Raw genomic sequence first — 26,584 nt, 5'->3', positions numbered from 1 at the left:
CACCAGGTGCCCCAGGTCACCCGACCTGCGGCGCCTGGTGCGGAAGTCCCGCCCGCTTGCGCCCTGTTTGAGAGTAAAAGTAAAGAACAGGAGCGAGCACTTCCGCTCTTGGGGGTCCTGGAGTACAAAGGATTCAACGGCCCGCGAGACCAAGGACATCCGAAAGGATCACCTTCAACCACGCATTTGGCCCCACGGACCGCGCATGTGCACCGAGCACCCACGCGACGTCGACCCGTCGATTACGGGCCAGCCGCACCAGGTGACGGGCGAAGTTCCCGACCTGATGGGCACTACATCGAGGACGCTTGGTAACCCGGTGACCATGCCAGCGGCGGTACGAGCCCTCGTACCGCCGCAACTCTTTGCCTGGACGCCTGCGCACCCATGTCGGGACCCCCGGCGGGCACCTCTTCGCCGTCAGGCGGCGCCGCGCTGGAGCGCCTCGCACACCGCGGTCGACTCGCGCGCGCCGAGTTCGGCCGCCCTGCCGCAGTGGGCGATCCAGGCGGCCATGCCGTCCGGGGTGCCCGAGGCGTAGCCGTCGAGGGCGGCGAGGTAGGCGGCGCGCCCCTGCTCCGCGTGGCCGACCTCGGCCGGACAGACCGACTTGGGGTCCAGGCCGCTGCCGATCAGGACGATGCGTTCGGCCGCGCGCGCGACGAGGCCGTTGTGCGACACGAAGGGGCGCAGGGCCAGCAGTTCGCCGTGCACGATCGCGGCCGTGACCAGGGCGGGAGCGGAACTGCCCGCCACGATCAGCTCGGACAGGCCCTCCAGGCGTACGGAGACCTCGTCCGCGCCCGGCAGCGGCAGCTCGACCAGCGGCTCGCGCACCGCCTCGCCCGCCTGCCGGGGCCGGCCGACCTCGTCCTCCTGGGTGGCCGCGGCGACCAGGTGCAGCCGGGCGAGCACCCGCAGCGGGGACTGCCGCCAGATCGACAGCAGCTGACCGGCCTCAGCGGTCAGCCGCAGCGCGGAACCCACCACGCGCGCGTCGTCGTCCACCCCGAAGTCGCTGCGCCGCCGCACCTCCTCCAGAGCCCAGTCGGCGCCGGACAGCGCCGCGGAACCGCGCGCGCCGCGCAGGGCCGCCTCGGAGGTGACGGCGTTGCTGCGGCGGCGCATGACGCGGTGCCCGTAGACGCGGTCGACGGCCTTGCGCACGGTCTCCACGGAGTCGGCCACACCGGGCAGCGCACCCAGGGCGGCGAGCGGATCGGCGGTAGCACCTGTCGTACTCATGAGTACGACCCTACGCAACGGGCGCGCGCACCCCACGAAGGAGTGGTCTTCTTCACGCGCTGGTGCCCGGGAGCGCGATCGGACCACTAGGCTTTATGAACATGAAAATTGCTTTCGTTGGGAAGGGCGGCAGCGGCAAGACCACGCTGTCCTCCCTGTTCATCCGCCACCTCGCGGCGTCCGGCGCCCCGGTGATCGCGGTCGACGCGGACATCAACCAGCACCTCGGGCCCGCCCTCGGCCTCGACGAGGCGGAGGCCGCCGCGCTCCCCGCGATGGGCGACCGGCTGCCGCTGATCAAGGACTACCTGCGCGGGGCGAACCCGCGTATCGCCTCCGCCGCGACGATGATCAAGACGACTCCGCCCGGCGAGGGCTCCCGGCTGCTGCGGGTGCGCGAGGACAACCCGGTGTACGACGCGTGCGCCCGGCCGGTGGAACTCGACGGCGGCGCCGTCCGTTTGATGGTCACGGGCCCCTTCACGGACGCCGACCTGGGGGTCGCCTGCTACCACTCCAAGACCGGAGCGGTGGAGCTGTGCCTGAACCACCTGGTCGACGGCCGCGAGGAGTACGTCGTGGTCGACATGACCGCGGGCTCCGACTCCTTCGCCTCCGGCATGTTCACCCGCTTCGACGTCACGTTCCTCGTCGCCGAACCGACCCGGAAGGGGGTCTCCGTCTACCGCCAGTACAAGGAGTACGCCCGTGACTTCGGCGTCGAGCTGAAGGTCGTGGGCAACAAGGTGCAGGGCCCGGACGACCTCGACTTCCTGCGCGCCGAGGTCGGCGAGGACCTGCTCGTCACGGTCGGGCACTCGGACTGGGTGCGCGCCATGGAGAAGGGCAGGCCGCCCCGGTTCGACTCCCTGGAGGAGACCAACCGGGACGCCCTGGAGCGCCTGCGGACGACCGCCGACGCGGCGTACGGACGGCGGGACCGGGAGCGCTACACCCGTCAGATGGTGCACTTCCACCTGAAGAACGCCCAGTCGTGGGGGAACGAGCGCACCGGAGCCGACCTGGCCGCGCAGGTCGACCCCGGTTTCGTGCTCGGCGAGAGCGTCACCGCCCCGGCGTGACGGCGTCCCCCGCCGTGGCTACTGCTTGACGGCCGGTGCGCCGGGCACGCCCTTCGGGGCTGGCGCGGGACGGGCCGACAGGAAGGACGTCCAGCCCTGCTGGGGCGCCTGGCCGACGCCGAGCGTGCGCAGCTTGGCCAGAGTCTGCGGGTCCTGGGCGTCCAGCCAGTCGGCGAGCTGCCGGAAGGAGACGCAGCGCACCTCCTCCTTGGTGCACACGTTCTCCACGACCTCCTCGACGGCGCGCATGTACGTGCCGCCGTTCCAGGACTCGAAGTGGTTGCCGATGATCAGCGGCGCCCGGTTGCCGTCGTAGGCGCGCCGGAAGCCGCTGAGGAGGGCGTCGCGCATCTGGTCGCCCCAGAGGGCGTGCTTGGCGGGGTCGCCCTGGGTGGCGGTGCCGGACTGGTTGACCATGAAGTTGTAGTCCATGGTCAGCTGCTCGAAGGTGTGGCCGGGGAAGGGCACGAGCTGCATGGACAGGTCCCACAGGCCGTCCTTCTTGCCCGGCCAGACCTGGTTGTTGACGCCGCTGGTGTCGTAGCGGAAGCCCAGTTCGCGGCCGGCCTTGCGGAAGTTCTCCTGGCCTTCGAGGCAGGGGGTGCGGGCGCCGATGAGTTCCTTGTCGTAGTCGAAGGGCAGCGGGGCGGCCTTCGACATGCCGGTGTTGGTCTTCCAGGTCTTCACGAACTGCTTGGCCTGGGAGATCTCGTCCTTCCACTCCTCGACCGACCACTCGCCGACCCCGCCGGACGCGCCGCAGAAGTGGCCGTTGAAGTGGGTGCCGACCTCGTTGCCCTCCTGCCACGCCAGGCGCAGTTGCTTCACGGTGTCGGCGATGCCCTGCGCGTCGTTGAAGCCGATGTCGGAGCGGCCCGGCGAGTGCTGCGGCGGCCGGTAGAGGTCGCGCTTCTCCTCCGGCAGCAGGTACACGCCGCTGAGGAAGTACGTCATGGTGGCGTTGTTGTCCTTGGCCACCTTGCGGAAGTGGGAGAACAGCCGCTGGCTGTCCTCGCCCGCGCCGTCCCACGAGAAGACGACGAATTGCGGTGGCTTCTGGCCGGGCTTGAGACGCTCGGCCCGCGGCAGGTACGGCTGGGCGCCGGTGAACGCGGTGGAGCCGTCGCCGATCAGGCGGACGGCGCTCTTGGGAGCCGGGGCCTGCTTGACCTTGCGGGGGCCGGACGCCCCTTCCCCGGAACCTTGGGAACCGTCGGTTCCGGTGGCGCAGCCGGCGAGCGACACGGCGACAACCGCGGCGATCACGGCGCCTGCGGCGATCCTCTGGGTGGCGGCCATCTTCCGCCCACCTTCTTCCTTCTCCTGGGGCCTACAACGGCGCCGCCAAGGTCACACGGGACCGAGAAGGAATTAATACGACAAGCCGACCAAATGACCACTACCACTCATCAGAGTGGCAAGTTGCACCATTTGCCGCGAAAATCCATGCTGAGCCTTTACTCTGGATTACTGTTCGTTTACTAAGCGTTAATCCATCCCGCCGCTGTACGCCGTGACCCACGGCCGCACCCCTGCGACCGCGCAGCCCCGGAGGAGACGGGAACATGACTGCCTACGTCCCCACTCGTACGCCCACCACGCCGCACCCCGAGCGTGCCCACCCCCCGCACAGCCCGCCGCGGCCCCCGCGCCGCCGCTTCCGTGTCGCGGGAGCCGACGTGTCGGCCGCGATCGCGGTCTTCCTCATCGCCCTTCCCCTGTCCCTGGGCATCGCCCTGGCCACCGGCGCACCGCTGCAGGCCGGACTGGTGGCGGCCGCCGTGGGCGGTCTGGTCGCCGGACGGTTCGGCGGCGCGCCGCTCCAGGTCAGCGGCCCGGCCGCCGGGCTGACGGTCGTCACCGCCGACCTCATCCACCGGTACGGCTGGCGGACGACCTGCGCCATCACCGTGTTCGCCGGTCTCGCCCAACTCGGCCTCGGCTGCCTGCGGGTGGCCCGCAGCGCGCTCGCCGTGAGCCCGGCCATCGTGCACGGCATGCTCGCGGGCATCGGCGTCACCATCGCCGTCGCCCAGGTGCACATCGTGCTCGGCGGGAACCCGCAGAGCTCCGTGCTCGACAACCTCCGCGCCCTGCCCGCGCAGTTGACCCATATCCGGCCCGCCGCGCTGGCCGTCAGCGTCCTGACCCTGGCCCTGCTGTTCCTCTGGCCGCGCCTGCCCGGCCGGGCGGGCCGCCTGCTGGGCAAGGTGCCCGCCGCGCTGATCGCCGTCACCGGGGCCACCGCGACCGCGGCGCTGGCCGGACTCGACCAGCCCCGCGTCGACCTGCCGTCCTGGAGCAGCCACGCCCTGGCCGGACTGCCCGAGGGCCCGGTGCTCGGCATCGTCGCCGCCGTCCTCACCACCACCCTGGTGTGCAGTGTGCAGTCGCTGCTCGGCGCGGTCGCCGTCGACAAGCTGGTCGCGGGCCGACCCGCGCTCCCGGCCCGCGTGGGCCGCTCCGACCTCGACCGCGAACTGCTCGGCCAGGGCGCCGCGAACGTGGTGTCGGGCGCGCTCGGCGGACTGCCCGTCGCCGGAGTCGCGGTGCGCAGTTCCGCGAATGTGCGAGCGGGTGCCGTCAGCAGGAACTCGACGATGCTGCACGGCGTTCTCGTAGTAGTCGCCGCGTTGCTGATGGTCCCGATCCTTGAGTTCATCCCGCTCGCCTCACTCGCCGCCCTGGTGATGGCCGTCGGTATCCAGATGGTGTCCCTGCACCACATCCGCACGGTGACCCGCCACCGCGAGGTGCTGGTGTACGCCGTCACCACCCTCGGTGTCGTCGTCCTCGGTGTCCTGGAGGGCGTGGTCCTCGGGATCGCCGTGGCCGTCGCCGTCTCGCTGCACCGCCTCACCCGCACGCGTATCACCCACGACGAACTGGAAGGAGTCCACCACGTACAGGTCAGAGGGCAGTTGACGTTCCTCGCGGTGCCGCGCCTGAGCCGCGCCCTGCACCACGTCCCCCAGGGCTCCTCCGTCATCGTGGAGTTGGACGGCTCCTTCATGGATCACGCCGCGTACGAGGCGCTCCAGGACTGGCAGCGGACCCACACCGCGCGGGGAGGCGCCGTAGAGCTGACGGGCCGCCGCGCCGCGACGCGGGGGAAGATCACCGAACTGAACAGTGAAGCAGCCGCCGCCCGGACCGCCCCGGGCTCAGCGGACCCGGTGGACAGCGCGCTCGCCGACTGCCGTTGCGGCCCCTGGACGCCGTGGCGCAACCACCAGTGCGAGGGGGAGCGGCCGTCGTCGACGCCGACCGGGCCGGGCGCACCGTCCGGTCCAGGCGCATCGGCCGCACCGGCCGCCCGGACCGAGCACGCGGAGCGGGCCGGCGCCGACCAGTCGACGTACCCCGTCGAACCGGTCGAACCGGTGGACGCGGCCGAACGCCCGGCCTCACCCCGGCCGTCGGCCTTGGCGGAACCGACCCGGTCCACGGAGCGGGCCACGCTCACCGCGAGGGCCGTACGGACGGAGCGGACCGAGCGCGCCACGCTCGCTGAGCGGGTCCCGCAGACCGGGTCGGCCGAAAGAGCCGCGCCCGGCAGTCCCGCCGGACAGGTCCGCCCCGAGGGCGAGGACAGCCCCGCCTCTCCTCCGTCGGGCCCCGGAGCCACCGGCGCCGACCGGGTCGGCGACGCCCACGCAGCCACCCATGCCGACGCGGACACGAGATCGGCCCCCGCCACGGGATCGGCTCCCGCCGCAGATCCGACGGCGGACGACGAACCGGAAACCGACACCACCGGGCCAGGCATCGCCCAGGCGAACACAGGCGATGCAAGCACCACCGGCACCGACACAGGCACCGGCACCGGCCCCGTCCAGGCAAGCACCGCCCCACCCAGGAGCGGGCTCCGCCTCGTGCGTGGGATCAGCGCGTTCCAGCGGAACACCGCGCCCCTGGTGCGGGGCGAGTTGGCGCGGCTGGCCCGGGAGGGCCAGCAGCCGTCGCAGCTCTTCCTCACCTGCGCCGACTCCCGGCTGGTCACCTCGATGATCACCTCCAGTGGTCCGGGCGACCTGTTCGTGGTGCGCAACGTCGGCAACCTGGTCCCCCCGCCCGGCGAGGAGAGCGGGGACGACTCGGTGGCGGCGGCGATCGAGTACGCGGTGGACGTGCTGAAGGTGCGGTCCATCACGGTGTGCGGGCACTCCGGGTGCGGCGCGATGCAGGCGCTGCTCGCGGCCGAACCGGGCGGGGCGCGGACGCCGTTGAAGCGGTGGCTGCGGCACGGGCGGCCGAGCCTGGAGCGGATGGCCGACGGCGACCGGTCCGGGGTGCGGCTGGCCGGGCGGGCCCCGGCCGACACGGTGGAGCAGCTCTGTCTGACCAACGTGGTCCAGCAGTTGGACCATCTGCGGGCCCACGAGTCGGTGATCCGGGCGCTGCGCGCCGGGGAGTTGGAGCTGCACGGCCTCTACTTCCACGTAGGGGAGGCACAGACGTATCTGCTGGGCGACGCGGCGCAGGGCGCGGACGGGGAGGTGTTCGACCACGTAGGGGTGGCGGATCTGCGGGTGTGAGACCGGGGTGGGGCGCGGGGCCGGCAGGTGCGGGGAGGGCGGGTGTGGCGCGGTGCATGTCTCCGGACGTGTGAAAGGCGTTACACCGTCCGACCCCGGCGGGGCTGAACCCGGTCCCGTCGAGGTCCGTGGGTACAGGTGACCCAGGTCGGCGGTGCGAGCCGCGCCCTCCCCACGGACACCCCCACAGGTCTAAACCAATTTTCCGTCGGCCCTTGTCACCGGGCCCCCAGGTCTGATGAGCTGTGGCCTGGGACACAACGGACACCCTTCGAAAGGGAGATGTCGTGAGCAACGAGAGCCTGGCCAACCTGCTCAAGGAAGAGCGCAGGTTCGCGCCGCCCGCCGACCTGGCCGCGAACGCCAACGTCACGGCGGAGGCGTACGAACGGGCCAAGGCTGACCGGCTCGGCTTCTGGGCCGAGCAGGCCCGCCGGCTGAGCTGGGCCAAGGAGCCGACGGAGACGCTGGACTGGTCGAACCCGCCGTTCGCCAAGTGGTTCAAGGACGGCGAGCTGAACGTCGCGTACAACTGCGTCGACCGCCATGTGGAGGCCGGGCACGGCGACCGGGTCGCGATCCACTTCGAGGGCGAGCCGGGCGACAGCCGCGCCGTGACGTACGCGGAGCTGAAGGACGAGGTCTCCCGCGCCGCGAACGCGCTGCTGGAACTGGGGGTGCGCAAGGGCGACCGGGTCGCCGTCTACATGCCGATGATCCCGGAGACGGCCGTCGCGATGCTGGCGTGCGCCCGGATCGGCGCCGCGCACTCCGTGGTCTTCGGCGGCTTCTCCGCGGACGCGCTCGCGACCCGCATCCAGGACGCGGACGCGAAGGTCGTCATCACCTCCGACGGCGGGTACCGGCGGGGCAAGCCGTCGGCGCTCAAGCCGGCCGTGGACGACGCGGTGTCCCGCCTGGACAGCGTGGAGCACGTGCTGGTCGTCCGCCGTACCGGGCAGGACGTGGCCTGGGACGACAGCCGGGACGTGTGGTGGCACGAGGCGGTCGGACGGCAGTCGGCGGAGCACACGCCCGATGCGTTCGAGGCCGAGCACCCGCTGTTCATCCTCTACACCTCCGGCACGACCGGTAAGCCGAAGGGCATCCTGCACACCTCCGGCGGCTACCTCACCCAGGCCGCCTACACCCACCACGCGGTCTTCGACCTCAAGCCGGAGACCGACGTCTACTGGTGCACGGCGGACGTCGGCTGGGTCACCGGCCACTCCTACATCGTGTACGGGCCGCTGGCCAACGGCGCGACGCAGGTCATGTACGAGGGCACGCCCGACACCCCGCACCAGGGCCGCTTCTGGGAGATCGTGCAGAAGTACGGGGTCACGATCCTGTACACCGCGCCGACCGCGATCCGTACGTTCATGAAGTGGGGCGACGACATCCCCGCGAAGTTCGACCTGTCGAGCCTGCGGGTGCTCGGTTCGGTGGGCGAGCCGATCAATCCCGAGGCGTGGATCTGGTACCGCAAGCACATCGGCGCGGACCGCACCCCCATCGTCGACACCTGGTGGCAGACCGAGACCGGCGCGATGATGATCTCGCCGCTGCCGGGCGTCACCGAGACCAAGCCCGGTTCGGCGCAGCGCCCGCTGCCCGGCATCGCCGCGACCGTCGTCGACGACGAGGCGGGCGAGGTCCCCGACGGCGGAGGCGGCTACCTGGTCCTCACCGAGCCGTGGCCGTCGATGCTGCGCACCATCTGGGGCGACGACCAGCGGTTCCTCGACACCTACTGGTCCCGTTTCCCCGGCCGCTACTTCGCGGGCGACGGCGCGAAGAAGGACGACGACGGCGATATCTGGCTGCTCGGCCGGGTCGACGACGTGATGCTCGTGTCGGGCCACAACATCTCGACCACCGAGGTGGAGTCGGCCCTCGTGTCGCACCCGGCGGTCGCCGAGGCCGCCGTGGTCGGCGCGGCGGACGAGACGACCGGTCAGGCCATCGTCGCGTTCGTGATCCTGCGCGGTACGGCGTCCGAGGACGACAGCCTCGTCAACGACCTGCGCAACCACGTCGGCGCCACGCTCGGCCCGATCGCCAAGCCCAAGCGGGTCCTGCCGGTGGCCGAGCTGCCCAAGACGCGCTCCGGCAAGATCATGCGGCGGCTGCTGCGGGACGTGGCGGAGAACCGGCAGCTCGGTGACGTCACCACGCTCACCGACTCCACCGTCATGGACCTGATCCAGACGAAGCTGCCCGCCGCGCCCAGCGAGGACTGAACCGGCGGGAGCCCACGCGGCGGCAGGCCCGACGGCGGGGCGGGGCGGACCAGGTGTCCGCCCCGCCCCGCTTAGGTAAAGTAAACAAAGGTGCGCCGGGAAGTCTGGTCGGCAAGCGCTTCGTGCTGCCCACCTCCGGAAGGCCCCACCGTGACCCCGCCGCGCACCCCCGCGACCCCCACCCCGCCGCCCGCCCCCACGCCCGACGCGGACACCGCGACGCGGGACGGGGACACCTCGGCCCGCGTCCGCCGCAAGGTCCTCGGCCGGCTGTCCCTCCCCGAGCGGACCTACGTCGCCGACGCGCTGCGCACCGAGACCGTGGGCGGGGTCCTGCTGCTGGCCGCCGCGGTCGCCGCGCTGATCTGGGCGAACGTCCCCGCGATCCGGGACAGCTACACGACCGTCAGCGACTTCCACCTCGGCCCCGCCGCCCTCGGCCTCGACCTGTCGGTCGCGCACTGGGCCGCCGACGGCCTCCTCGCCGTCTTCTTCTTCGTCGCCGGGGTCGAGCTGAAACGCGAACTCGTCGCCGGGGACCTCAAGGACCCCCGCGCCGCCGCACTGCCGGTGGTCGCCGCCCTGTGCGGCATGGCCGTCCCCGCACTCGTCTACACGCTGACCAACGTCACCGGCGGCGGCTCGCTCGCGGGCTGGGCGGTGCCCACCGCCACCGACATCGCGTTCGCGCTCGCCGTGCTGGCCGTCATCGGCACCTCCCTGCCGAGCGCCCTGCGCGCCTTCCTGCTCACCCTCGCCGTCGTCGACGACCTCTTCGCCATCCTGATCATCGCGGTGTTCTTCACCGCCGACCTCGACTTCGTCGCGCTCGGCGGCGCCGCGGCCGGACTCGTCGTCTTCTGGCTGCTGCTGCGCGCGGGCGTACGCGGCTGGTACGTGTACGTGCCGCTCGCGGTCGTCGTCTGGGCGCTGATGTACAACAGCGGCGTCCACGCCACCATCGCCGGGGTCGCGATGGGCCTGATGCTGCGCTGCACCACCCGGGAGGGCGAGGACCGCTCCCCCGGCGAGCGCGTCGAACACCTGGTGCGGCCCCTGTCGGCGGGGCTCGCCGTGCCGCTGTTCGCCCTGTTCAGCGCGGGCGTCACGGTCGGCGGCGGCGCGCTCGCGGACGTGTTCACGCGGCCGGAGACCCTGGGCGTCGTCCTCGGGCTGGTCGTCGGCAAGGCGGTCGGCATCTTCGGCGGGACCTGGCTGACCGCGCGCTTCACCCGCGCCTCGCTCAGCGAGGACCTCGCCTGGGCCGACGTGTTCGCGGTCGCCACCCTCGCCGGGATCGGCTTCACCGTCTCCCTCCTCATCGGCGAACTCGCCTTCGACGGCGACGCCGCCCTCACCGACGAGGTCAAGGCGGCCGTCCTGACCGGCTCGCTGATCGCGGCCGTCCTGGCGACCGCGCTGCTCAAGGCGCGCAACGCCCGCTACCGCCGCCTGTGGGACGCGGAGGAGCGCGACGACGACGAGTCGGGCGTGCCGGACGTGTACGAGCAGGACGACCCGGCGTACCACCTGCGCATGGCGGCCGTCCTCGAACGGAAGGCCGCCGAGCACCGCAGGATCGCCGCGGAGATGGCCGGGAGCACGTCCGGCGGGGCGACCGCGACGCGCCACGAAGACCCCGAAGTGGCGGGCGGGGCGGGCGAGGAGGGCGACCGTCCGGCATGATCTGACGGGACGGTACAAAAGAGGGGACCGCACACCGCCGGACGGACGACGACCACGGACGCCAGACCCTGGCCGACACACCACGGTCGTCGGACGACGGTCGCCGGACGACGGACGGCTGCGGCACCCCGTACGAGACGAGCAAGACGAGGGAGAACGCGATGAGCGCACCCGACGGCAGCCCGGTCGGCGCCGAACGCAGCATCGGCCAGCTGTTCGCCTCCGCGACGACCGAGATGTCGGCGCTGGTGCACGACGAGATCGCGCTGGCGAAGGCCCAGCTCAAGCAGGACGTCAAGCGCGGGGCGACCAGTGGTGGCGCGTTCACGCTCGCCCTGGCCATCCTGGTGTTCTCGCTGCCGATGCTGAACTTCGCGCTCGCCTACGGCATCCGCACCTGGAGCAACTGGAACCTGGCGCTCTGCTTCCTGCTGTCCTTCGCGGCGAACGTCCTCATCGCCGTCGTCCTGTCGCTGATCGGCGTCGCCTTCGCCAAGAAGGCCAAGCAGGGCAAGGGCCCGCAGAAGGTGGCCGCGTCCGTGAAGGAGACCGCGGGCGTCCTCCAGAACGCCAAGCCGCACCCGCGGCCCGAGGTCGCGGCGGACGGCGGCCCGCAGGCCATCGAGGCTGTGGCACGCTCGTCGTCATGACGGACCCCGCCACCCCTTCGGCCCAGCCCGCCGCATCGGTCGTACGCCCGGACCTCGTCCTGGACCGGAAGGTGATCCACCGCGAGGTCGCCGCCAACGGCGCGCGCTTCCACATCGCCGAGATGGGCGACGGCCCGCTCGTGATGCTGGTGCACGGCTTCCCGCAGTTCTGGTGGACGTGGCGGCACCAGCTGGCCGCGCTCGCCGACGCCGGGTTCCGCGCCGTGGCGATGGACCTGCGGGGCGTCGGCGGCAGCGACCGCACCCCGCGCGGCTACGACCCGGCCAACCTCGCCCTCGACATCACCGGCGTGATCCGCTCGCTCGGCGAGCCCGACGCGGCGCTCGTCGGCCACGACCTGGGCGGCTATCTGGCCTGGACGGCGGCGGTCATGCGCCCCAAGCTCGTACGGCGGCTCGCGGTCGCCTCGATGCCGCACCCCCGCCGCTGGCGCTCGGCCATGCTCGCCGACGTCCGCCAGACGACCGCCGGTTCCCACATCTGGGGCTTCCAGCGGCCGTGGGTCCCGGAGCGGCAGCTCACCGCCGACGACGGCGCCCTCGTGGCGAAGCTGATCCGGGACTGGTCCGGCCCCCGGCCCGCCGACGACGAGGCGCTGGAGATCTACCGGCGCGCGATGTGCATCCCCTCGACGGCGCACTGCTCGGTCGAGCCGTACCGCTGGCTGGTGCGGTCGCTGGCCCGGCCGGACGGCGTCCAGTTCTACCGGCGGATGAAGCGGCCGGTGCGGGTGCCGACCCTGCATCTGCACGGCTCGCTGGACCCCGTCCTGCGCACCCGCAGCGCGGCCGGGTCGGGCGAGTACGTCGAAGCGCCCTACCGCTGGCGGCTGTTCGACGGGCTCGGGCACTTCCCGCACGAGGAGGACCCGGTCGTCTTCTCGACCGAACTGGTCAACTGGCTGAAGGATTCCGAACCCGACCGGTGACGGTCCGGTCGCATCCGGTACCCGGTGGGGAACGCCTGTCCTACGAACTGCCACTTGCCCGGCGCATAGGCCAATTCGCGCTCCGGGCCGGGGTTATGGACCTTGGGGCGGGGGCAGAGGACCCGGTATGGGCTGGACGCACGACTACAGTGACGCAGCACGCGACCGCCGCTCGACCGGCGGTTTCGGCTCCCACCGGCGGGGCGACGCCGTGCAGTTGCCGGAGGGCGACCTCCGCGTGGGCATTCCGCGCATCCTGCGCCGCCGGGCCCGCTGGGTGTCCGTACGGCTGCGGCATCCGCGCACCTGACGAAACCGCCCCGACTTCCGGCTGACGGCCCCTCAGGCGTCCGCTCCCCGCGGCCCGCTCACAGCGCGCAGTTGTCGCTGTCGACCTGCTGGTTGGCGGTGCGGCCCTTGGCGATGTCCTGCTGGATCTCGTCGGCGGTGAGCGCGTAGCCGGTGGAGGCGTCGTCGAGGGACTTGGCGAAGACCACGCCGTAGACCCGGCCGTCGGTGGTGAGCAGCGGGCCGCCGGAGTTGCCCTGGCGGACCGTCGCGAAGAGCGAGTACACGTCACGGCGGACGGTGCCCCGGTGGTAGATGTCCGGGCCGTTGGCGGTGATACGGCCCCGCACGCGCGCCGAGCGGACGTCGTACGCGCCGTTCTCCGGGAACCCGGCGACGATCGCGCTGTCCCCGCTGTCCGCGTCACCGGTGGCGAACCGGAGGGCGGGCGCGTCCAGGTCGGGTACGTCGAGGACGGCGATGTCGCGCTTCCAGTCGTAGAGGACGACCGTGGCGTCGTACTTGCGGCCCTCGCCGCCTATCTGGACGGTGGGTTCGTCGACGCCGCCCACGACGTGCGCGTTGGTCATGATGCGGCGCTCGCCGAAGACGAAGCCGGTGCCCTCCAGGACCTTGCCGCAACTCTCGGCGGTGCCCATGACCTTGACGATGGAGCGCTTGGCGCGCGCGGCGACGGGGCTGCCCGCGAGGGCCGGGTCCGGCGGCTCGACGTTCTTGATGGGCTCGTTGGAGAACGGGCTGAAGACCTGCGGGAAGCCGTTCTGCGCGAGGACGGAGGAGAAGTCGGCGAACCAGGTGTCGGCCTGCGCGGGCAGCGTCCGCGACACCCCTTGCAGCACCTGCGAGCTGCGCACCTCCTTGCCGAGGGTGGGCAGCGTGGTCCCGGCCAGCGCCGACCCGATCAGCCAGGCCACCAGCAGCATCGCGACGACGTTGACCAGGGCGCCGCCCGTCGCGTCGAGCGCGCGCGCCGGGGACCAGGTGATGTGGCGGCGCAGCTTGTTGCCCAGGTGGGTGGTGAGGGCCTGGCCCACGGAGGCGCAGACGATGACGACGACCACCGCGACCACGGCGGCCGTGGTGCTCACCTCGGAGTTGTCGGTGAGCGCGTCCCACAGGACCGGCAGCAGGTAGACGGCGACGAGGCCGCCGCCGAGGAAACCGATCACCGACAGGATGCCGACGACGAAGCCCTGGCGATAGCCCACGATCGCGAACCACAGCGCCGCGACCAGCAGCAGGATGTCCAGCACGTTCACCGAATCAGGCCCTCGCCTCTTTCTTCCGGCCGCGCCACCACGGCCGGACCCCCCGGGAATGCTCCCCGGTCAGCCACACCACGGAGCACACCCTGTCATGACCGCCAGTTGAGCGGGACCTGCTTGTCCCGGTCCCAGGGACGCTCCCAGCCGGCGAAGTGGAGCAGCCGGTCGATGACACCGGCGGTGAACCCCCACACCAGCGCCGATTCGACCAGAAATGCCGGACCTCGGTGCCCGCTGGGGTGGTACGTCGTCGCGCGGTGGGCGGGGTCCGTGAGATCCGCCACGGGGACGGTGAAGACGCGCGCCGTCTCGTTCGGATCGACGACGCCGACCGGGCTCGGGCGGCGCCACCAGCCCACCACCGGGGTCACGACGAATCCGCTGACCGGGATGTAGAGCTTGGGGAGGACTCCGAAGAGCTGGACGCCCGTGGGGTCGAGGCCGGTCTCCTCCTCGGCCTCCCGCAGCGCGGCTCTCAGCGGCCCGTCCCCTTGCGGATCGCCGTCCTCCGGGTCGAGGGCCCCGCCGGGGAACGAGGGCTGTCCCGCGTGCGAACGCAGCGAGGTGGCGCGCTCCATGAGCAGCAGCTCGGGGCCGCGCTCGCCCTCGCCGAAGAGGATCAGCACGGCCGACTGGCGTCCACCGCCGTCCGCCGGGGGCAGGAAGCGGCTCAGCTGGAGCGGCTCGACGGTCTCGACCGCGTCCACCACCGGGTCCAGCCAGGCGGGCAGCCCCTCCTTGCTCAGCGCCACCGCACCGCCCTGCGTCTCACTCGCTCGCGTCACCGCCGCACCACCCCCCGTTCTGTCCGCTCCAACGCGCGACGCCCCACGGATCGTTCCAGCCAGCCTCCTGCACGGCCGGGCCGTAGGCCGTACGGGTGACGTGGGCCGCCTTCCGTACGGCCGCTCATACGGTGCCCAGCGGCGGGGCGGGGCGTCCGCCCGCGTCCAGGTAGGCCTGGGGCGGGTTGAGGCGCTGGCCGGGGAAGCCGCCCTTCTCGTACTTCAGGAGCTTCCTGGCCTTCTCGGGGTCGGTCTCGCCCACGCCGAACGCCGGGCAGAGCGGCGCGACGGGGCAGGCACCGCAGGCGGGCTTGCGGGCGTGGCAGATCCGGCGGCCGTGGAAGATCACATGGTGGGAGAGCATCGTCCAGTCGCTCTTGGGGAAGAGCGCGCCGACGGCGGCCTCGATCTTGTCCGGTTCGGTCGCCTCGGTCCACTTCCAGCGCCGTACGAGCCGCTGAAAGTGGGTGTCCACGGTGATGCCGGGGCGCCCAAACGCGTTGCCGAGGACGACGAAGGCCGTCTTGCGGCCCACGCCGGGCAGCTTCACCAGGTCCTCCAGGCGGCCCGGCACCTCGCCGTCGAACTGCTCGACCAGGGCTTTCGAGAGCCCTATGACCGACTTCGTCTTCGCCCGGAAGAAGCCGGTGGGGCGCAGGATCTCCTCCACGTCCTCGGGGTCGGCGACGGCCAGGTCCTCCGGGGTCGGGTACTTGGCGAAGAGCGCGGGCGTCGTCTGGTTCACCCGCAGGTCGGTGGTCTGCGCTGACAGGACCGTGGCCACGACCAGCTGGAAGGGGTTCTCGAAATCCAGCTCGGGGTGGGCGTACGGGTAGATCTCGGCGAGCTCGCGGTTCATACGGCGGGCACGGCGGACGAGGGCGGTGCGGGACTCGGGCTTTCCGGGAGTGGTCGCCTTGGCGGGGGTGGCGGCGGCTTTCGCGGGGGTGGCGGCTTTGGTGGCCTTGGCGGGGGTGGTCCGCTTGGCCGACTTGGTGGGGGCGGCGGTTCCGGTGGCCTTGGCCGGGGTGGCCCGCTTGGCAGGGGCGGGTGCCTTGGCGGTCTTGGCCGGTGTAGAGGATTTCGTGGTTTTGGCGGGCTGGGTCGACTTCGCTGACTTCATCGGTTTCACTGGCTCCACGGTCGCCTTCTTCACGGCTTTCGCCGTCCTCTCACCACCACCGGAGACCCGTTCGCCCACAGCGGAATCGGGACGTACCACCACCCGGGCGGCCCCCTCGGCCCGTGCTCTCACCGGCGATTTGGACACCCGGCCAGCCTAGAGCCCGGCACTGACATCCGCCCCGGACCCTGAAGATCAGCCCCCAATTGGACCCCTGCCGCTTACCTCAGGACATGTGTGCGGCATCCTTGTGACAGATCACACTGTTTGGACCGCCCGGCAGAATGGGGAACACGGTCCCCTGGCACACGGGGGAGCACGATCCCCCGAGCAGGTCGACAAGGAGAGAACTCGTGGACGACGTTCTGCGGCGCAACCCGCTCTTCGCGGCTCTCGACGACGAGCAGGCCGCCGAGCTGCGCGCCTCCATGAGCGAGGTGACGCTCGCACGCGGCGACTCCCTGTTCCACGAGGGAGACCCGGGCGACCGGCTCTACGTCGTCACCGAGGGCAAGGTCAAGCTCCACCGCACCTCCCCGGACGGCCGGGAGAACATGCTCGCGGTGGTCGGCCCCAGCGAGCTGATCGGTGAGCTGTCGCTCTTCGACCCCGGCCCGCGCACGGCCACCGCCACCGCGCTCACCGAGGTCAAGCTGCTCGGCCTCGGCCACGGCGACCTCCAGCCCTGGCTGAACGCGCGGCCCGAGGTCGCCTCCGCGCTGCTGCGCGCGGTCGCCCGCCGCCTGCGCAAGACCAACGACGCCATGTCGGACCTCGTCTTCTCCGACGTGCCCGGCCGCGTGGCGCGCGCGCTGCTCGACCTCTCCCGCCGGTTCGGCGTGCAGTCCGAGGAAGGCATCCACGTCGTCCACGACCTCACGCAGGAGGAGCTGGCCCAGCTGGTCGGCGCGTCCCGCGAGACGGTGAACAAGGCGCTGGCCGACTTCGCGCAGCGCGGGTGGCTCCGCCTGGAGGCGCGCGCGGTGATCCTGCTGGACGTGGAGCGGTTGGCCAAGCGGTCTCGCTAGCCGCTGGGCTGGGCCGGGGGCGGGGTCTGCGCGTCCGGCGCGCGGCGCGTGCGGGTCTGTCGCGCGCGCCGTGCGGGGGCTGCCGCCCCCACGCCCCCGCTTCGGCCCTGGACGGGCCTCGTCCTCAAACGCCGGACGGGCTGTTTTCCCGGACGTGGGCTCGTACGCGCCGCGATGGCCGATTTCCGGACGGGCGCTCTCCACGCGGCGCGCCATGTGGCCCTAGATCAACCCGTGCTCCCGCAAATACTCGATCTGCGCGCGTACCGACAGTTCCGCCGCGGGCCACAGGGAGCGGTCCACGTCGGCGTAGACGTGGGCCACGACCTCGGACGGGGTGAGGTGGCCGTTCTCGACGGCTGTCTCGACCTGGGCGAGGCGGTGGGCGCGGTGGGCGAGGTAGAACTCGACGGCGCCCTGGGCGTCGTCCAGGACGGGGCCGTGGCCCGGCAGGACGGTGTGGACGCCGTCGTCGACCGTGAGGGACCTCAGGCGGCGCAGGGAGTCCAGATAGTCGCCCAGACGGCCGTCGGGGTGGGCCACGACCGTCGTGCCGCGGCCGAGGATCGTGTCGCCGGTCAGGACCGCGCGGTCGGCGGGCAGGTGGAAGCAGAGCGAGTCGGCGGTGTGGCCGGGGGTCGGGACGACCCTCAGCTCCAGACCGCCGGTCGTGATCACGTCCCCGGCGGCCAGTCCCTCGTCCCCGAGCCGCAGCGCCGGGTCCAGCGCGCGCACGCCGGTCCCGGTGAGTTCGGCGAAGCGCGCCGCGCCCTCGGCGTGGTCGGGGTGGCCGTGCGTGAGCAGCGTCAGGGCGACCCGCTTGCCTGCTCGCTCGGCGGTGTCGACGACCGCGCGCAGGTGCGCCTCGTCCAGCGGACCCGGGTCGATGACGACGGCCAGGTCGGAGTCCGGTTCCGCGACGAGCCAGGTGTTCGTGCCGTCCAGGGTCATCGCGGACGGGTTGGGCGCGAGCACGTTCACCGCGCGCGCGGTGGCCCGTCCGGAGAGGACCGCGTCCCGGGGCTGGCCGGGAAGGGCTGCTGCGTCCGTCATGCGGGGGCTCCCCCGGTCGGGATGTGCTTCGTGAACTCGTCGTGTCCGGGCCAGGACAGCACGACCTCGCCGTCTTCGAGGCGGGCGCGTGCGAGGACCGGCGTGAGATCGCGCGCGGGCGCGGCGGCCAGGGCCTCGGCGGCCGTGGCCCACGGCAGGAGCTGGCGCAGCGTGGCGATCGTGGGCGGCATCATCAGCAGCTCGCCCCTGTCGTACCCGGCGGCGGCGTCGGCCGGGCGGATCCAGACCGTACGGTCGGCCTCGGTGGACGCGTTGCGCGTGCGCTGGCCCGTCGGGAGCGCGGCGACGAAGAAGAAGGTGTCGTAGCGGCGCGCCTCGAACTCCGGGGTGATCCACCGTGTCCAGGCGCCCAGCAGGTCGGAGCGGAGCACCAGGCCGCGGCGGTCCAGGAACTCGGCGAAGGACGTCTCGCGCGCGACGAGCGCCGCGCGGTCGGCCTCCCAGTCGGCGCCCGTGGTGTCCCCGACGACGGAGTCGGGCGTGGACCCCGCGAGCAGGACACCGGCCTCCTCGTACGTCTCCCGTACGGCCGCGCAGACGATCGCCTGGGCCTCCGTCTCCCCGACGCCGAGCCGCGCGGCCCACCACGCGCGCGAGGGGCCCGCCCAGCGGACGTGCCGGTCGTCGTCGCGCGGGTCCACCCCGCCCCCGGGATACGCGTACGCGCCCCCGGCGAACGCCATGGAGGCCCGTCTGCGCAGCATGTGGACCATCGGCCCGCCCCCGGTGTCCGGTGAGCCGCCCGGAGAGGCCTGGGATTCCGGGGAGTCGGGGGAGCCCGGGGTGTCCTTCAGCAGCATCACGGTGGCCGCGCGCTTCGGGGCGACCGGCGTGAGGGTGCCGTCCGCGAGCGCGCGGATGCGCTCGGGCCACTCCGGGGGGAACCACTGCCCATTCGCCATGGCCGGAGGCTATCTCGCGGCGGGCGAATGTTCGAGGGGCGCCTGAGGCGGGGGCGCCCGCCCTGACCGGCGCGGACACCGGCCCCGAACGGCAGGGCGCGCGCAGTCGTCGTACGCCGACGGCCCACGCGCGCGGCATCGACCCGCACGCGCTCCCCCGTGGCCGGGGTCCACGCGCGCGGGTCGGCGGTTACTCCGCCAGCTCGACCTGGATCTCGACCTCGACGGGCGCGTCCAGGGGCAGCACGGCGACGCCGACGGCGCTGCGGGCGTGGACGCCCTTCTCGCCGAGGACCTCGCCCAGCAGCTCGCTCGCGCCGTTGAGGACGGCGGGCTGACCGGTGAAGTCCGGGGCCGACGCGACGAAGCCGACGACCTTCACGACGCGCGCGACGCGGTCCAGGTCGCCCGCGACCGACTTGACGGCGGCGAGGGCGTTCAGCGCGCACACGCGCGCGAGGTCCTTCGCCTCCTCGGGCGTGACCTCGGCGCCGACCTTGCCGGTGACGGGCAGCTTGCCGTCGACCATGGGCAGCTGCCCGGCGGTGTAGACGTACGGGCCGGTCCGCACGGCGGGCTGGTAGGAGGCCAGCGGCGGGACGACGGCGGGCAGGGTGAGACCCAGTTCGGCGAGGCGCGCCTCGACCGCGCTCACGCCTTGGCCCGCTTCAGGTAGGCGACGAGCTGCTCGGGGTTGTTCGGCCCGGGGACGACCTGGACGAGCTCCCAGCCGTCCTCGCCCCAGGTGTCCAGAATCTGCTTCGTCGCGTGGACGAGAAGCGGCACGGTTGCGTATTCCCACTTGGTCATGGGGCGACTGTAGCGGCTGGGGAGAGCGGGTTCCGTGCCAGGCCGGGCGGGGGCCGCAGGGGCAGCCGGGGGCCGGTTGTCCACAGGGTTCGTACAGCCTCGCGGGGCCGGTTGTCCACAGCCTGCGGATTGGCTCGGGCGCGGACTGGTTACGCTCGAAGACGTGAGCAGGCTCCAGGTCGTCAGCGGCAAGGGCGGGACCGGAAAGACCACGGTCGCCGCCGCTCTCGCGTTGGCTCTCGCGACCGAGGGGAAGCGGACGCTTCTCGTCGAGGTCGAGGGACGCCAGGGCATCGCGCAGCTCTTCGAGACGGAGGTGCTGCCATACGAGGAGCGGAAGATCGCCGTCGCTCCCGGGGGCGGGGAGGTGTACGCGCTGGCGATCGACCCCGAGCTGGCCCTGCTGGACTACCTCCAGATGTTCTACAAGCTGGGCGGCGCGGGCCGGGCGCTGAAGAAGCTCGGCGCGATCGACTTCGCCACCACGATCGCGCCCGGCCTCCGCGACGTCCTCCTCACCGGCAAGGCCTGCGAGGCGGTGCGCCGCAGGGACAAGGACGGCCGGTTCCGCTACGACCACGTGGTGATGGACGCCCCGCCGACGGGCCGCGTCACCCGCTTCCTGAACGTGAACGACGAGGTGGCGGGGCTGGCCAGGATCGGCCCGATACACAATCAGGCGCAGGCCGTGATGCGGGTGCTGAAGTCCCCCCAGACGGCCGTCCACCTGGTGACGCTGCTGGAGGAGATGCCGGTCCAGGAGACCGCCGACGGCATCGCCGAACTCCGGGCGGCGCACCTGCCGGTGGGCCGGGTCGTGGTCAACATGGTCCGGCCGGAGGTGCTGGACGGGGACGGGCTGGACCTGGTCCGCTCGGTGCCCCGGTCGGCCGTCGCCAAGTCGCTGTCCGCGGCCGGGCTCGGCGGGGCACGGCGCGGCGGGCACGCCGAGCGGCTCGTGGACCCGCTGCTGGACCAGGCGGGGCAGTACGCCGAGCGGTACGCGCTGGAGCAGGACCAGCGGGCCGTCCTGGGCGAGCTGGGCCTGCCGACGCACGAACTGCCGCTGCTCGCGGAGGGCATGGACCTCGCGGGCCTCTACGAACTCGCCACCGAACTGCGGAAGCAGGGGATGCCGTCATGAGTCCGGACAAGGCGCAGCGGCCGGGGGCGCGAGGGAAGGCGGACGAGGCGTCGGCGGGAGCCGGGTCGGCGGCGCAGGGCGGCCGCCGTATCTCCCCCACGCGCGCGCTGGACGTGGACCTGCTGCTCGACGATCCGGGCACCCGGATCGTGGTGTGCTGCGGTTCGGGCGGCGTCGGCAAGACGACGACGGCCGCGGCCCTGGGGCTGCGGGCGGCCGAGCGCGGCCGCAAGGTGGTCGTGCTGACCATCGACCCCGCGCGCCGCCTCGCCCAGTCGATGGGCATCGACTCCCTCGACAACACCCCGCGCCGGGTGAAGGGCGTCGAGGGCGACGGCGAGCTGCACGCGATGATGCTCGACATGAAGCGCACCTTCGACGAGGTCGTCGAGGCGCACGCGGACCGCGAACGGGCGGCCGCGATCCTGGCGAACCCCTTCTACCAGTCGCTCTCCGCGGGCTTCGCCGGCACGCAGGAGTACATGGCGATGGAGAAGCTGGGCCAGCTGCGGGCGCGCGACGAGTGGGACCTGATCGTCGTCGACACCCCGCCGTCCCGGTCCGCGCTGGACTTCCTGGACGCGCCGAAGCGGCTGGGGTCGTTCCTCGACGGGCGGCTGATCCGGCTGCTGACGGCCCCGGCGAAGCTGGGCGGCCGGGCGGGCATGAAGTTCCTGAACGTCGGGATGTCGATGATGACCGGCACGCTCGGCAAGCTGCTCGGCGGTCAACTCCTCAAGGACGTCCAGACGTTCGTCTCCGCGATGGACACCACCTTCGGCGGTTTCCGCACCCGCGCCGACGCCACGTACAAGCTGCTCCAGGCGCCCGGGACGGCGTTCCTGGTGGTGGCGGCGCCCGAGCGGGACGCGCTGCGCGAGGCGGCGTACTTCGTGGAGCGGCTGGCCGCCGAGGACATGCCGCTGGCCGGGCTGGTGCTCAACCGGGTCCACGGCAGCGGTGCCGCCCAGCTGTCCGCCGAGCGGGCGCTCGCCGCCGCCGAAAATCTTGAAGAGCCCCGCATTGTGGATCAGGACGGCGGGAAAGCTGGACTTCGTAACTCTCCCGACACGTACGAGACTTCGACGCCCGGCTCCGGGGCGTCCGACACTTCCGCGTCCGGCACGGCGGCGCGTTCCGAGGGCGGCTCCCCCACCGGCCCGGACGCCGAACCGGCGGACGATCTGCCGGACGCCGACCCCTCCGGCCCCGGGTCTCCCGCGTCCGACCCTGGAGGGTCAGCTGCTGGACGGCCGGACGCCGGGCGAGCGGACTCCTCCGCTTCGGACGCGCGGACGGACACCGAAGCGGCGGCCGACCGGCTCACGGCCGGACTGCTGAGACTGCACGCCGACCGGATGCATCTGCTCGCGCGCGAACAGCGCACGCGCGACCGCTTCACGGCACGCCACCCCGAGGTGGCCGTGGCCGAGGTCGGCGCGCTGCCCGGCGACGTCCACGACCTGGTGGGCCTGCGCGACATCGGCGACCGGCTCGCGACCGACCGGCCGGAGCTGCCGACGACAGAACTGCCCACCGCGTAGCCCCCGCAGCCCACGTAGCCGCACGAGGCGGACCCGTGGCGCAGGTGTGACCGGCGGCCCGCCCGATGAGCGGGCCGTCCACCGGGGTGGCTGGCCACCCGGGTGGGCTCAGCCCACCGCCGCGTAGTTCTCGTACACCTGGTCGTCGTCGAGCGGCAGGATTCCCGAGCCGCGCTCGTACTCCGAGCGCGCGGTCTCCAGCAGCCTGCGCCAGGACGTCACGGTCGGCCGCCTGCGCAGCAGGGCGCGCCGCTCGCGCTCCGTCATGCCTCCCCACACGCCGAACTCGACGCGGTTGTCCAGCGCGTCCGCCAGGCATTCGGTCCGCACCGGGCATCCGGTGCACACCGCCTTGGCCCTGTTCTGCGCTGCTCCCTGAACGAACAGTTCATCCGGATCAGTAGTGCGGCAGGCGGCCTGCGCACTCCAGTCGGTTACCCAGCCCATACCGGCGCCGTCCTCTCCCGAATCGAGGCTCCCCCACGGCGGCAGCGGCATATTCACCGCCGCCAGTTGAGGACGTTACGGAAGGTGGGCACAGCGCAACACCCCCTTCGGGCCCAATCTTGAATGGCCCGAACGGACTATGCGTAAGCGGCAGATCACCCGGGGGAGTGAGCCTGCGACATGCACGACTATCCCCTGCAAATAGGGACAGTTTCCTTGAGTCACAACGGACGCCTGATGACACATGAGGCGAACTCGGGCACGCCCTCATCAGAAAACAGAGGAACTTCCGGAACTATTCGGGGTCGCCGGACGTATTGATACGTAGCCCTGCTGCTGTGACAGTTGAGAGCAGCTTAGGCCAAGGCATTGACGTGTGTCCGGCGAATGGCGACGTCGGCAGGTCCGCTCGGCGCGCCGCCGCGTCGGCGCAGCCGTGCCCGCGGTCGCGCGCGGGCTCCGGCGGCGGCGCGACCAGGGCCCCACCGACCGCCGCGCACACGCGCCCGCACCTGCCCGCACCGGGACCGGCACCCGCCCGCACCTGCTGTCTTTTGTCACGATCCCGCACCCGAACACCCCGCGGGGCCCCGCTCCGCCGGAACGCTCATCAGTACGGATTAGGCTGCCCCCATGCCAAAGAAGCGCTCCGACGGTGGTCTGACGGCGACGCAGCAGGCCGCCAAGTTCCTCGGTGTCAGCGTGCTCGCGGGAGCCGTGCTGGCCGGCATCGCCCTGCCCGCGGTCGGCGCGCTGGGCCTGGCCGCGAAGGGGTCGGTGGAATCCTTCGACGAACTCCCCGCCAACCTCAAGACGCCGCCGCTGAGCCAGCGCACCACGATCCTCGACGCCGAAGGCTCCCAGATCGCCTCGGTCTACTCGCGGGACCGCACGGTCGTCGACCTCAAGAACATCTCGCCGTACATGCAGAAGGCGATCGTCGCGATCGAGGACTCGCGCTTCTACCAGCACGGGGCGGTCGACCTCAAGGGCGTGCTGCGCGCCGTGAACCAGAACGCGCAGAGCGGCGGGGTCGCGCAGGGCGCGTCGACGCTCACCCAGCAGTACGTGAAGAACGTCTTCGTCGAGGAGGCGGGCGACGACCCGACCAAGGTCGCGCAGGCCACCCAGCAGACCATCGGCCGCAAGATCCGCGAACTGAAGTACGCGATCCAGGTCGAGGAGGAGCTGGGCAAGAAGAAGATCCTGGAGAACTACCTCAACATCACGTTCTTCGGACAGCAGGCGTACGGCGTCGAGGCCGCGGCCCACCGCTACTTCTCCAAGTCCGCCAAGGACCTCACCCTGCCCGAGGCGGCCCTGCTCGCCGGCATCGTCCAGTCCCCGAGCCGCTACGACCCGGTGAACGACGAGGCCGAGGCCGTCAAGCGCCGCAATGTCGTGCTGGAGCGGATGGCCGAGGTCGGCGACGTCTCCCAGGCGGAGGCCGACAAGGCGAAGGCGGCCCCGCTCGGCCTCAAGGTCACCCAGCCGAAGAACGGCTGCATCACCGCCACGAAGGGCGCCAGCTTCTTCTGCGACTACGTGCGCAAGGTGTTCCTGAACGACCCGGTCTTCGGCAAGACCAGCAAGGACCGCGCGAAGATCTGGAACCAGGGCGGTCTGACGATCCGCACGACACTGGATCCGCAGGCGCAGAAGGCGGCCCAGGCGTCCATCAAGAAGCACGTTTACAAGAAAGACGAAGTGGCGACCGCCGCCACCGTCGTCCAGCCCGGCACCGGCAAGATTCTGGCCATGGGCCAGTCGAGGCCGTACGGTCTCGACTCCAAGGACCACCAGACCACGATCAATCTCTCCGTGGACCAGAGCATGGGCGGCGGCGTCGGCTACCAGCCGGGGTCGACGTTCAAGCCGATCGTGGCCGCCGCAGCCATAGAGGGCGGCACCCCGGCGACCAAGCAGTTCTCGTCGCCGTACGAGATGGACTACCCGAGTCCGGTGTCGATCTGCGGCAACAAGACCTGGCGCAACGACCCCAACAATCCCGCCGAGCTGACCAACGAGAACGAGTCGGAGCGCGGCCCGTACGCGATGAAGGAAGCGACCGCGAAGTCGGTCAACACCTACTACGTGCAGCTGATCAGCGACATCGGTATCTGCCCGGTCGTCGAGATGGCTGAGAAGATGGGTGCGAGCCGGGCGGACGGCCGCAAGATCACCCAGGCCCCGTCCATCGCGCTGGGTACCCAGGAGATGTCCCCGCTGGCGATGGCGAACGCGTACGCGACCTTCGCGTCGCGCGGCATGTACTGCACCCCGGTCGCCATCGAGTCGATCACCCAGACCGTCAACAACCAGAAGAAGTCGCTGGAGGTGCCCAAGTCGACCTGCTCGCGGGCGATGTCGGAGACCACCGCCGACACCGTCAGCACGCTGCTGAAGGGCGTGGTCGAGGACGGTACCGGCCAGCAGGCGGGCCTCGGCAGCCGGCCGAGCGCCGGCAAGACCGGTACGACGGACAGCCGTTACGCGGCCTGGTTCGTCGGCTACACCCCCAACATGGCGGGTGCGGTCTGGGTCGGTGACCCTGCTCACAAGCGCCGCATGATCGACATCACCATCGGCGGTGTCCCGCACGCGAAGGTCTACGGCGGTGACACGCCGGGCCCGATCTGGCGGGACATGATGAGCGGCGCGCTCGAAGGAAAGCCCGCTCCGGACTTCGAACTGGTCACGATCCCGGACCCGCCCGCGGAGAAGGGCGACCGGGACAGCGGCGGCACGGGGAACCAGGACGACGGGAACCGCGACGACGGGAACAACGGTGGTGGGAACAACGGTGACGGAGGCCTCCTCGGCGGCCTGACCGGCGGGAACGGCGGCGCGGGGGGCACCGGCTCTCCGAACCCGGGCTTCACCCTCCCCGAGGGGTTCTTCCAGGGGCAGGACGGAGGCAACGGGAACGGAGGCCAGCGGGGCTGAGACCCCGCCCTTCCCTTTGAAAAAGGATCGGTCCGCTCGGGCGGACCGATCCTTTTTGGTCTTTCGGGCCGACAGGCCTTGGCCGGAATTCCGCACGAGGCATCCGGCGCAATTACGCCAGCCAGATCGAGTGCATCACACACCAGGCACGTGAAATATTGCATTCGACCTCACACGAGGTGCCTATTTCGCCACTCATTGACTTCTTCTGGCCCCTGGAGGAAAAGTGAAGACTCGCCGCCGCATCGGTGCCACGCTCGGCGTGCTGCTCAGTTCCGTCGCCCTCGCCACGATGTCGTCCGGTACGGCCTCGGCCGCCGCGCTCGCCTGCGACAACTTCAGCTGCGACGGCCACGATCCCAACGTCCAGAGCTGGCAGTCCGGGCCGGTCAGCCCGCACGGCCCTTACGACCTGGGCAACTCGTTCAGCTACGAGCTGCGCTGGGGCAAGACGGACGGAGACCAGTACAGCTGGGCCCGCCTGCAGTACGTCAGCGGGTCGAACGCGAGCGACTGGACCGTGTACGTCCAGCGCTGCACCAAGGACCAGTCCACCTGCTACTGGCGGCTGGGCGCGAAGTCGGGCGGTACGTCGGGCTGGTCCACGAAGGTGGCGGGAACGGCCAACACCTACGTGACCCGCACCCCGATGTACTACAACCCGTCGACACACATGACGCGCGCCTGCGTCGACACGCCGTCGAACGTACAGAAGTGCACTCCTTGGTACTGAGCCGTCCCGGCACCGAACGGCGCCGACGACGCCGGAGCGGTACCGAGCCCGGCGGAGCACGGGCAACAAAGAGGGGCGGA

At 71.7% G+C, this 26,584-nt stretch carries 22 protein-coding genes; 12 read left to right on the top strand and 10 right to left on the bottom strand.

The window, feature by feature from the left end:
* Positions 1-420: 420 nt before the first annotated feature.
* Positions 421-1,245 carry an oxidoreductase gene (locus tag ACIQPQ_RS32390; RefSeq protein ID WP_401311064.1) on the bottom strand — a complete coding sequence of 275 codons (825 nt, stop codon included), beginning with the start codon at positions 1,243-1,245 and terminating at the stop codon, positions 421-423.
* 101 nt (positions 1,246-1,346) lie between these two features.
* Between ACIQPQ_RS32390 and ACIQPQ_RS32385 the strand changes: the two genes are divergently transcribed.
* A complete protein-coding gene (locus tag ACIQPQ_RS32385; RefSeq protein ID WP_401311061.1) occupies positions 1,347-2,327 on the top strand; it encodes an ATP-binding protein in 981 nt (326 codons plus the stop codon).
* 18 nt (positions 2,328-2,345) lie between these two features.
* Here the strand turns inward: ACIQPQ_RS32385 and ACIQPQ_RS32380 are convergent, their stop codons facing one another.
* Positions 2,346-3,626 (bottom strand): hypothetical protein, encoded by a 1,281-nt coding sequence (locus tag ACIQPQ_RS32380; protein WP_383771939.1) that lies wholly within the window; start codon positions 3,624-3,626, stop codon positions 2,346-2,348.
* 266 nt (positions 3,627-3,892) lie between these two features.
* On the opposite strand from ACIQPQ_RS32380, the gene ACIQPQ_RS32375 reads away from it, so the two are divergent.
* The 6 genes from ACIQPQ_RS32375 to ACIQPQ_RS32350 all read left to right on the top strand — a co-directional run bounded on the left by ACIQPQ_RS32375 (position 3,893) and on the right by ACIQPQ_RS32350 (position 12,704).
* Positions 3,893-6,865, top strand: a complete 2,973-nt coding sequence (locus ACIQPQ_RS32375; RefSeq protein ID WP_401311057.1) for a SulP family inorganic anion transporter — start codon at positions 3,893-3,895, stop codon at positions 6,863-6,865.
* A 287-nt stretch (positions 6,866-7,152) separates the two neighbouring features.
* Positions 7,153-9,108 (top strand): acetate--CoA ligase, encoded by a 1,956-nt coding sequence (acs, locus tag ACIQPQ_RS32370; protein ID WP_401311054.1) that lies wholly within the window; start codon positions 7,153-7,155, stop codon positions 9,106-9,108.
* Between the two features lie 150 nt (positions 9,109-9,258).
* Positions 9,259-10,794, top strand: coding sequence for a Na+/H+ antiporter NhaA (nhaA, locus tag ACIQPQ_RS32365; protein WP_401311051.1), 1,536 nt, complete (start codon positions 9,259-9,261; stop codon positions 10,792-10,794).
* Between the two features lie 161 nt (positions 10,795-10,955).
* Positions 10,956-11,444: a phage holin family protein gene (locus tag ACIQPQ_RS32360; protein ID WP_401311048.1), complete on the top strand. Its 489-nt coding sequence runs from the start codon at positions 10,956-10,958 to the stop codon at positions 11,442-11,444.
* On the top strand, positions 11,441-12,394 hold the full coding sequence (locus ACIQPQ_RS32355; RefSeq protein WP_401311045.1) for an alpha/beta fold hydrolase: 954 nt from the start codon (positions 11,441-11,443) through the stop codon (positions 12,392-12,394). The genes ACIQPQ_RS32360 and ACIQPQ_RS32355 overlap by 4 nt, the downstream gene beginning before the upstream one ends.
* A gap of 127 nt (positions 12,395-12,521) precedes the next feature.
* Positions 12,522-12,704, top strand: a complete 183-nt coding sequence (locus ACIQPQ_RS32350) for a hypothetical protein (protein ID WP_383771928.1) — start codon at positions 12,522-12,524, stop codon at positions 12,702-12,704.
* A gap of 58 nt (positions 12,705-12,762) precedes the next feature.
* Here the strand turns inward: ACIQPQ_RS32350 and ACIQPQ_RS32345 are convergent, their stop codons facing one another.
* The 3 genes from ACIQPQ_RS32345 to nth form a co-directional block, all read right to left on the bottom strand.
* Positions 12,763-13,962 (bottom strand): MarP family serine protease, encoded by a 1,200-nt coding sequence (locus ACIQPQ_RS32345; RefSeq protein WP_401311042.1) that lies wholly within the window; start codon positions 13,960-13,962, stop codon positions 12,763-12,765.
* A 95-nt stretch (positions 13,963-14,057) separates the two neighbouring features.
* A complete protein-coding gene (locus ACIQPQ_RS32340) occupies positions 14,058-14,753 on the bottom strand; it encodes an NUDIX hydrolase (RefSeq protein WP_401311039.1) in 696 nt (231 codons plus the stop codon).
* 124 nt (positions 14,754-14,877) lie between these two features.
* The gene (gene nth / locus ACIQPQ_RS32335) at positions 14,878-15,876 is read right to left on the bottom strand and encodes an endonuclease III (RefSeq protein ID WP_401311036.1); all 999 of its coding nucleotides are present in this window, start codon (positions 15,874-15,876) and stop codon (positions 14,878-14,880) included.
* Between the two features lie 353 nt (positions 15,877-16,229).
* Here nth and ACIQPQ_RS32330 point away from each other — a divergent pair, with 353 nt between their 5' ends.
* Positions 16,230-16,904, top strand: a complete 675-nt coding sequence (locus ACIQPQ_RS32330) for a Crp/Fnr family transcriptional regulator (RefSeq protein WP_133928442.1) — start codon at positions 16,230-16,232, stop codon at positions 16,902-16,904.
* 222 nt (positions 16,905-17,126) lie between these two features.
* Here the strand turns inward: ACIQPQ_RS32330 and ACIQPQ_RS32325 are convergent, their stop codons facing one another.
* From ACIQPQ_RS32325 to ACIQPQ_RS32310, 4 genes are all read right to left on the bottom strand, one after another.
* Positions 17,127-17,957, bottom strand: coding sequence for an MBL fold metallo-hydrolase (locus ACIQPQ_RS32325; protein WP_401311033.1), 831 nt, complete (start codon positions 17,955-17,957; stop codon positions 17,127-17,129).
* Entirely contained in the window at positions 17,954-18,880 is a 927-nt protein-coding gene (locus tag ACIQPQ_RS32320; RefSeq protein ID WP_401311030.1) for an NUDIX hydrolase, read from the bottom strand. Before ACIQPQ_RS32320 ends, ACIQPQ_RS32325 begins: the two co-directional genes overlap by 4 nt.
* A gap of 190 nt (positions 18,881-19,070) precedes the next feature.
* Complete coding sequence (locus ACIQPQ_RS32315) at positions 19,071-19,535, bottom strand: RidA family protein (protein WP_383771915.1); 465 nt, start codon at positions 19,533-19,535, stop codon at positions 19,071-19,073.
* Complete coding sequence (locus tag ACIQPQ_RS32310; protein ID WP_020129281.1) at positions 19,532-19,690, bottom strand: DUF4177 domain-containing protein; 159 nt, start codon at positions 19,688-19,690, stop codon at positions 19,532-19,534. The genes ACIQPQ_RS32315 and ACIQPQ_RS32310 overlap by 4 nt, the downstream gene beginning before the upstream one ends.
* Before the next feature lie 163 nt (positions 19,691-19,853).
* Here ACIQPQ_RS32310 and ACIQPQ_RS32305 point away from each other — a divergent pair, with 163 nt between their 5' ends.
* Both ACIQPQ_RS32305 and ACIQPQ_RS32300 read left to right on the top strand, forming a co-directional pair.
* A complete protein-coding gene (locus ACIQPQ_RS32305) occupies positions 19,854-20,834 on the top strand; it encodes an ArsA family ATPase (RefSeq protein ID WP_383771913.1) in 981 nt (326 codons plus the stop codon).
* A complete protein-coding gene (locus tag ACIQPQ_RS32300; RefSeq protein WP_401311025.1) occupies positions 20,831-22,378 on the top strand; it encodes an ArsA-related P-loop ATPase in 1,548 nt (515 codons plus the stop codon). Before ACIQPQ_RS32305 ends, ACIQPQ_RS32300 begins: the two co-directional genes overlap by 4 nt.
* Before the next feature lie 108 nt (positions 22,379-22,486).
* Here ACIQPQ_RS32300 and wblA read toward each other — a convergent pair whose 3' ends face one another.
* The gene (gene wblA, locus ACIQPQ_RS32295) at positions 22,487-22,825 is read right to left on the bottom strand and encodes a transcriptional regulator WblA (protein WP_383772153.1); all 339 of its coding nucleotides are present in this window, start codon (positions 22,823-22,825) and stop codon (positions 22,487-22,489) included.
* Between the two features lie 633 nt (positions 22,826-23,458).
* On the opposite strand from wblA, the gene ACIQPQ_RS32290 reads away from it, so the two are divergent.
* Together ACIQPQ_RS32290 and ACIQPQ_RS32285 are read left to right on the top strand one after the other, a co-directional pair.
* Entirely contained in the window at positions 23,459-25,771 is a 2,313-nt protein-coding gene (locus ACIQPQ_RS32290) for a transglycosylase domain-containing protein (protein ID WP_401311022.1), read from the top strand.
* Positions 25,772-25,997: 226 nt separating this feature from the next.
* On the top strand, positions 25,998-26,504 hold the full coding sequence (locus tag ACIQPQ_RS32285) for a hypothetical protein (RefSeq protein ID WP_401311019.1): 507 nt from the start codon (positions 25,998-26,000) through the stop codon (positions 26,502-26,504).
* Positions 26,505-26,584: the final 80 nt, after the last annotated feature.

The organism is Streptomyces sp. NPDC091281 (genome assembly GCF_044757425.1).
In the GTDB taxonomy this organism is placed as follows: domain Bacteria; phylum Actinomycetota; class Actinomycetes; order Streptomycetales; family Streptomycetaceae; genus Streptomyces.
The sequence above is the reverse complement of the archived record's forward strand: the minus strand, read 5'-3'. Positions and strand labels throughout refer to the sequence as shown.

Bases quoted from the DNA above. Each gene is read 5' to 3' on its own strand.
- ACIQPQ_RS32360 (WP_401311048.1), top strand. From the start codon at position 10,956: ATGAGCGCACCCGACGGCAGCCCGGTCGGCGCCGAACGCAGCATCGGC.
- ACIQPQ_RS32320 (WP_401311030.1), bottom strand. From the start codon at position 18,880: ATGGCGAATGGGCAGTGGTTCCCCCCGGAGTGGCCCGAGCGCATCCGC.
- ACIQPQ_RS32355 (WP_401311045.1), top strand. From the start codon at position 11,441: ATGACGGACCCCGCCACCCCTTCGGCCCAGCCCGCCGCATCGGTCGTA.
- ACIQPQ_RS32390 (WP_401311064.1), bottom strand. From the start codon at position 1,245: ATGAGTACGACAGGTGCTACCGCCGATCCGCTCGCCGCCCTGGGTGCG.
- ACIQPQ_RS32310 (WP_020129281.1), bottom strand. From the start codon at position 19,690: ATGACCAAGTGGGAATACGCAACCGTGCCGCTTCTCGTCCACGCGACG.
- ACIQPQ_RS32300 (WP_401311025.1), top strand. From the start codon at position 20,831: ATGAGTCCGGACAAGGCGCAGCGGCCGGGGGCGCGAGGGAAGGCGGAC.
- ACIQPQ_RS32385 (WP_401311061.1), top strand. From the start codon at position 1,347: ATGAAAATTGCTTTCGTTGGGAAGGGCGGCAGCGGCAAGACCACGCTG.
- ACIQPQ_RS32380 (WP_383771939.1), bottom strand. From the start codon at position 3,626: ATGGCCGCCACCCAGAGGATCGCCGCAGGCGCCGTGATCGCCGCGGTT.
- ACIQPQ_RS32325 (WP_401311033.1), bottom strand. From the start codon at position 17,957: ATGACGGACGCAGCAGCCCTTCCCGGCCAGCCCCGGGACGCGGTCCTC.
- nth (WP_401311036.1), bottom strand. From the start codon at position 15,876: ATGAAGTCAGCGAAGTCGACCCAGCCCGCCAAAACCACGAAATCCTCT.
- ACIQPQ_RS32290 (WP_401311022.1), top strand. From the start codon at position 23,459: ATGCCAAAGAAGCGCTCCGACGGTGGTCTGACGGCGACGCAGCAGGCC.
- ACIQPQ_RS32375 (WP_401311057.1), top strand. From the start codon at position 3,893: ATGACTGCCTACGTCCCCACTCGTACGCCCACCACGCCGCACCCCGAG.
- wblA (WP_383772153.1), bottom strand. From the start codon at position 22,825: ATGGGCTGGGTAACCGACTGGAGTGCGCAGGCCGCCTGCCGCACTACT.
- ACIQPQ_RS32350 (WP_383771928.1), top strand. From the start codon at position 12,522: ATGGGCTGGACGCACGACTACAGTGACGCAGCACGCGACCGCCGCTCG.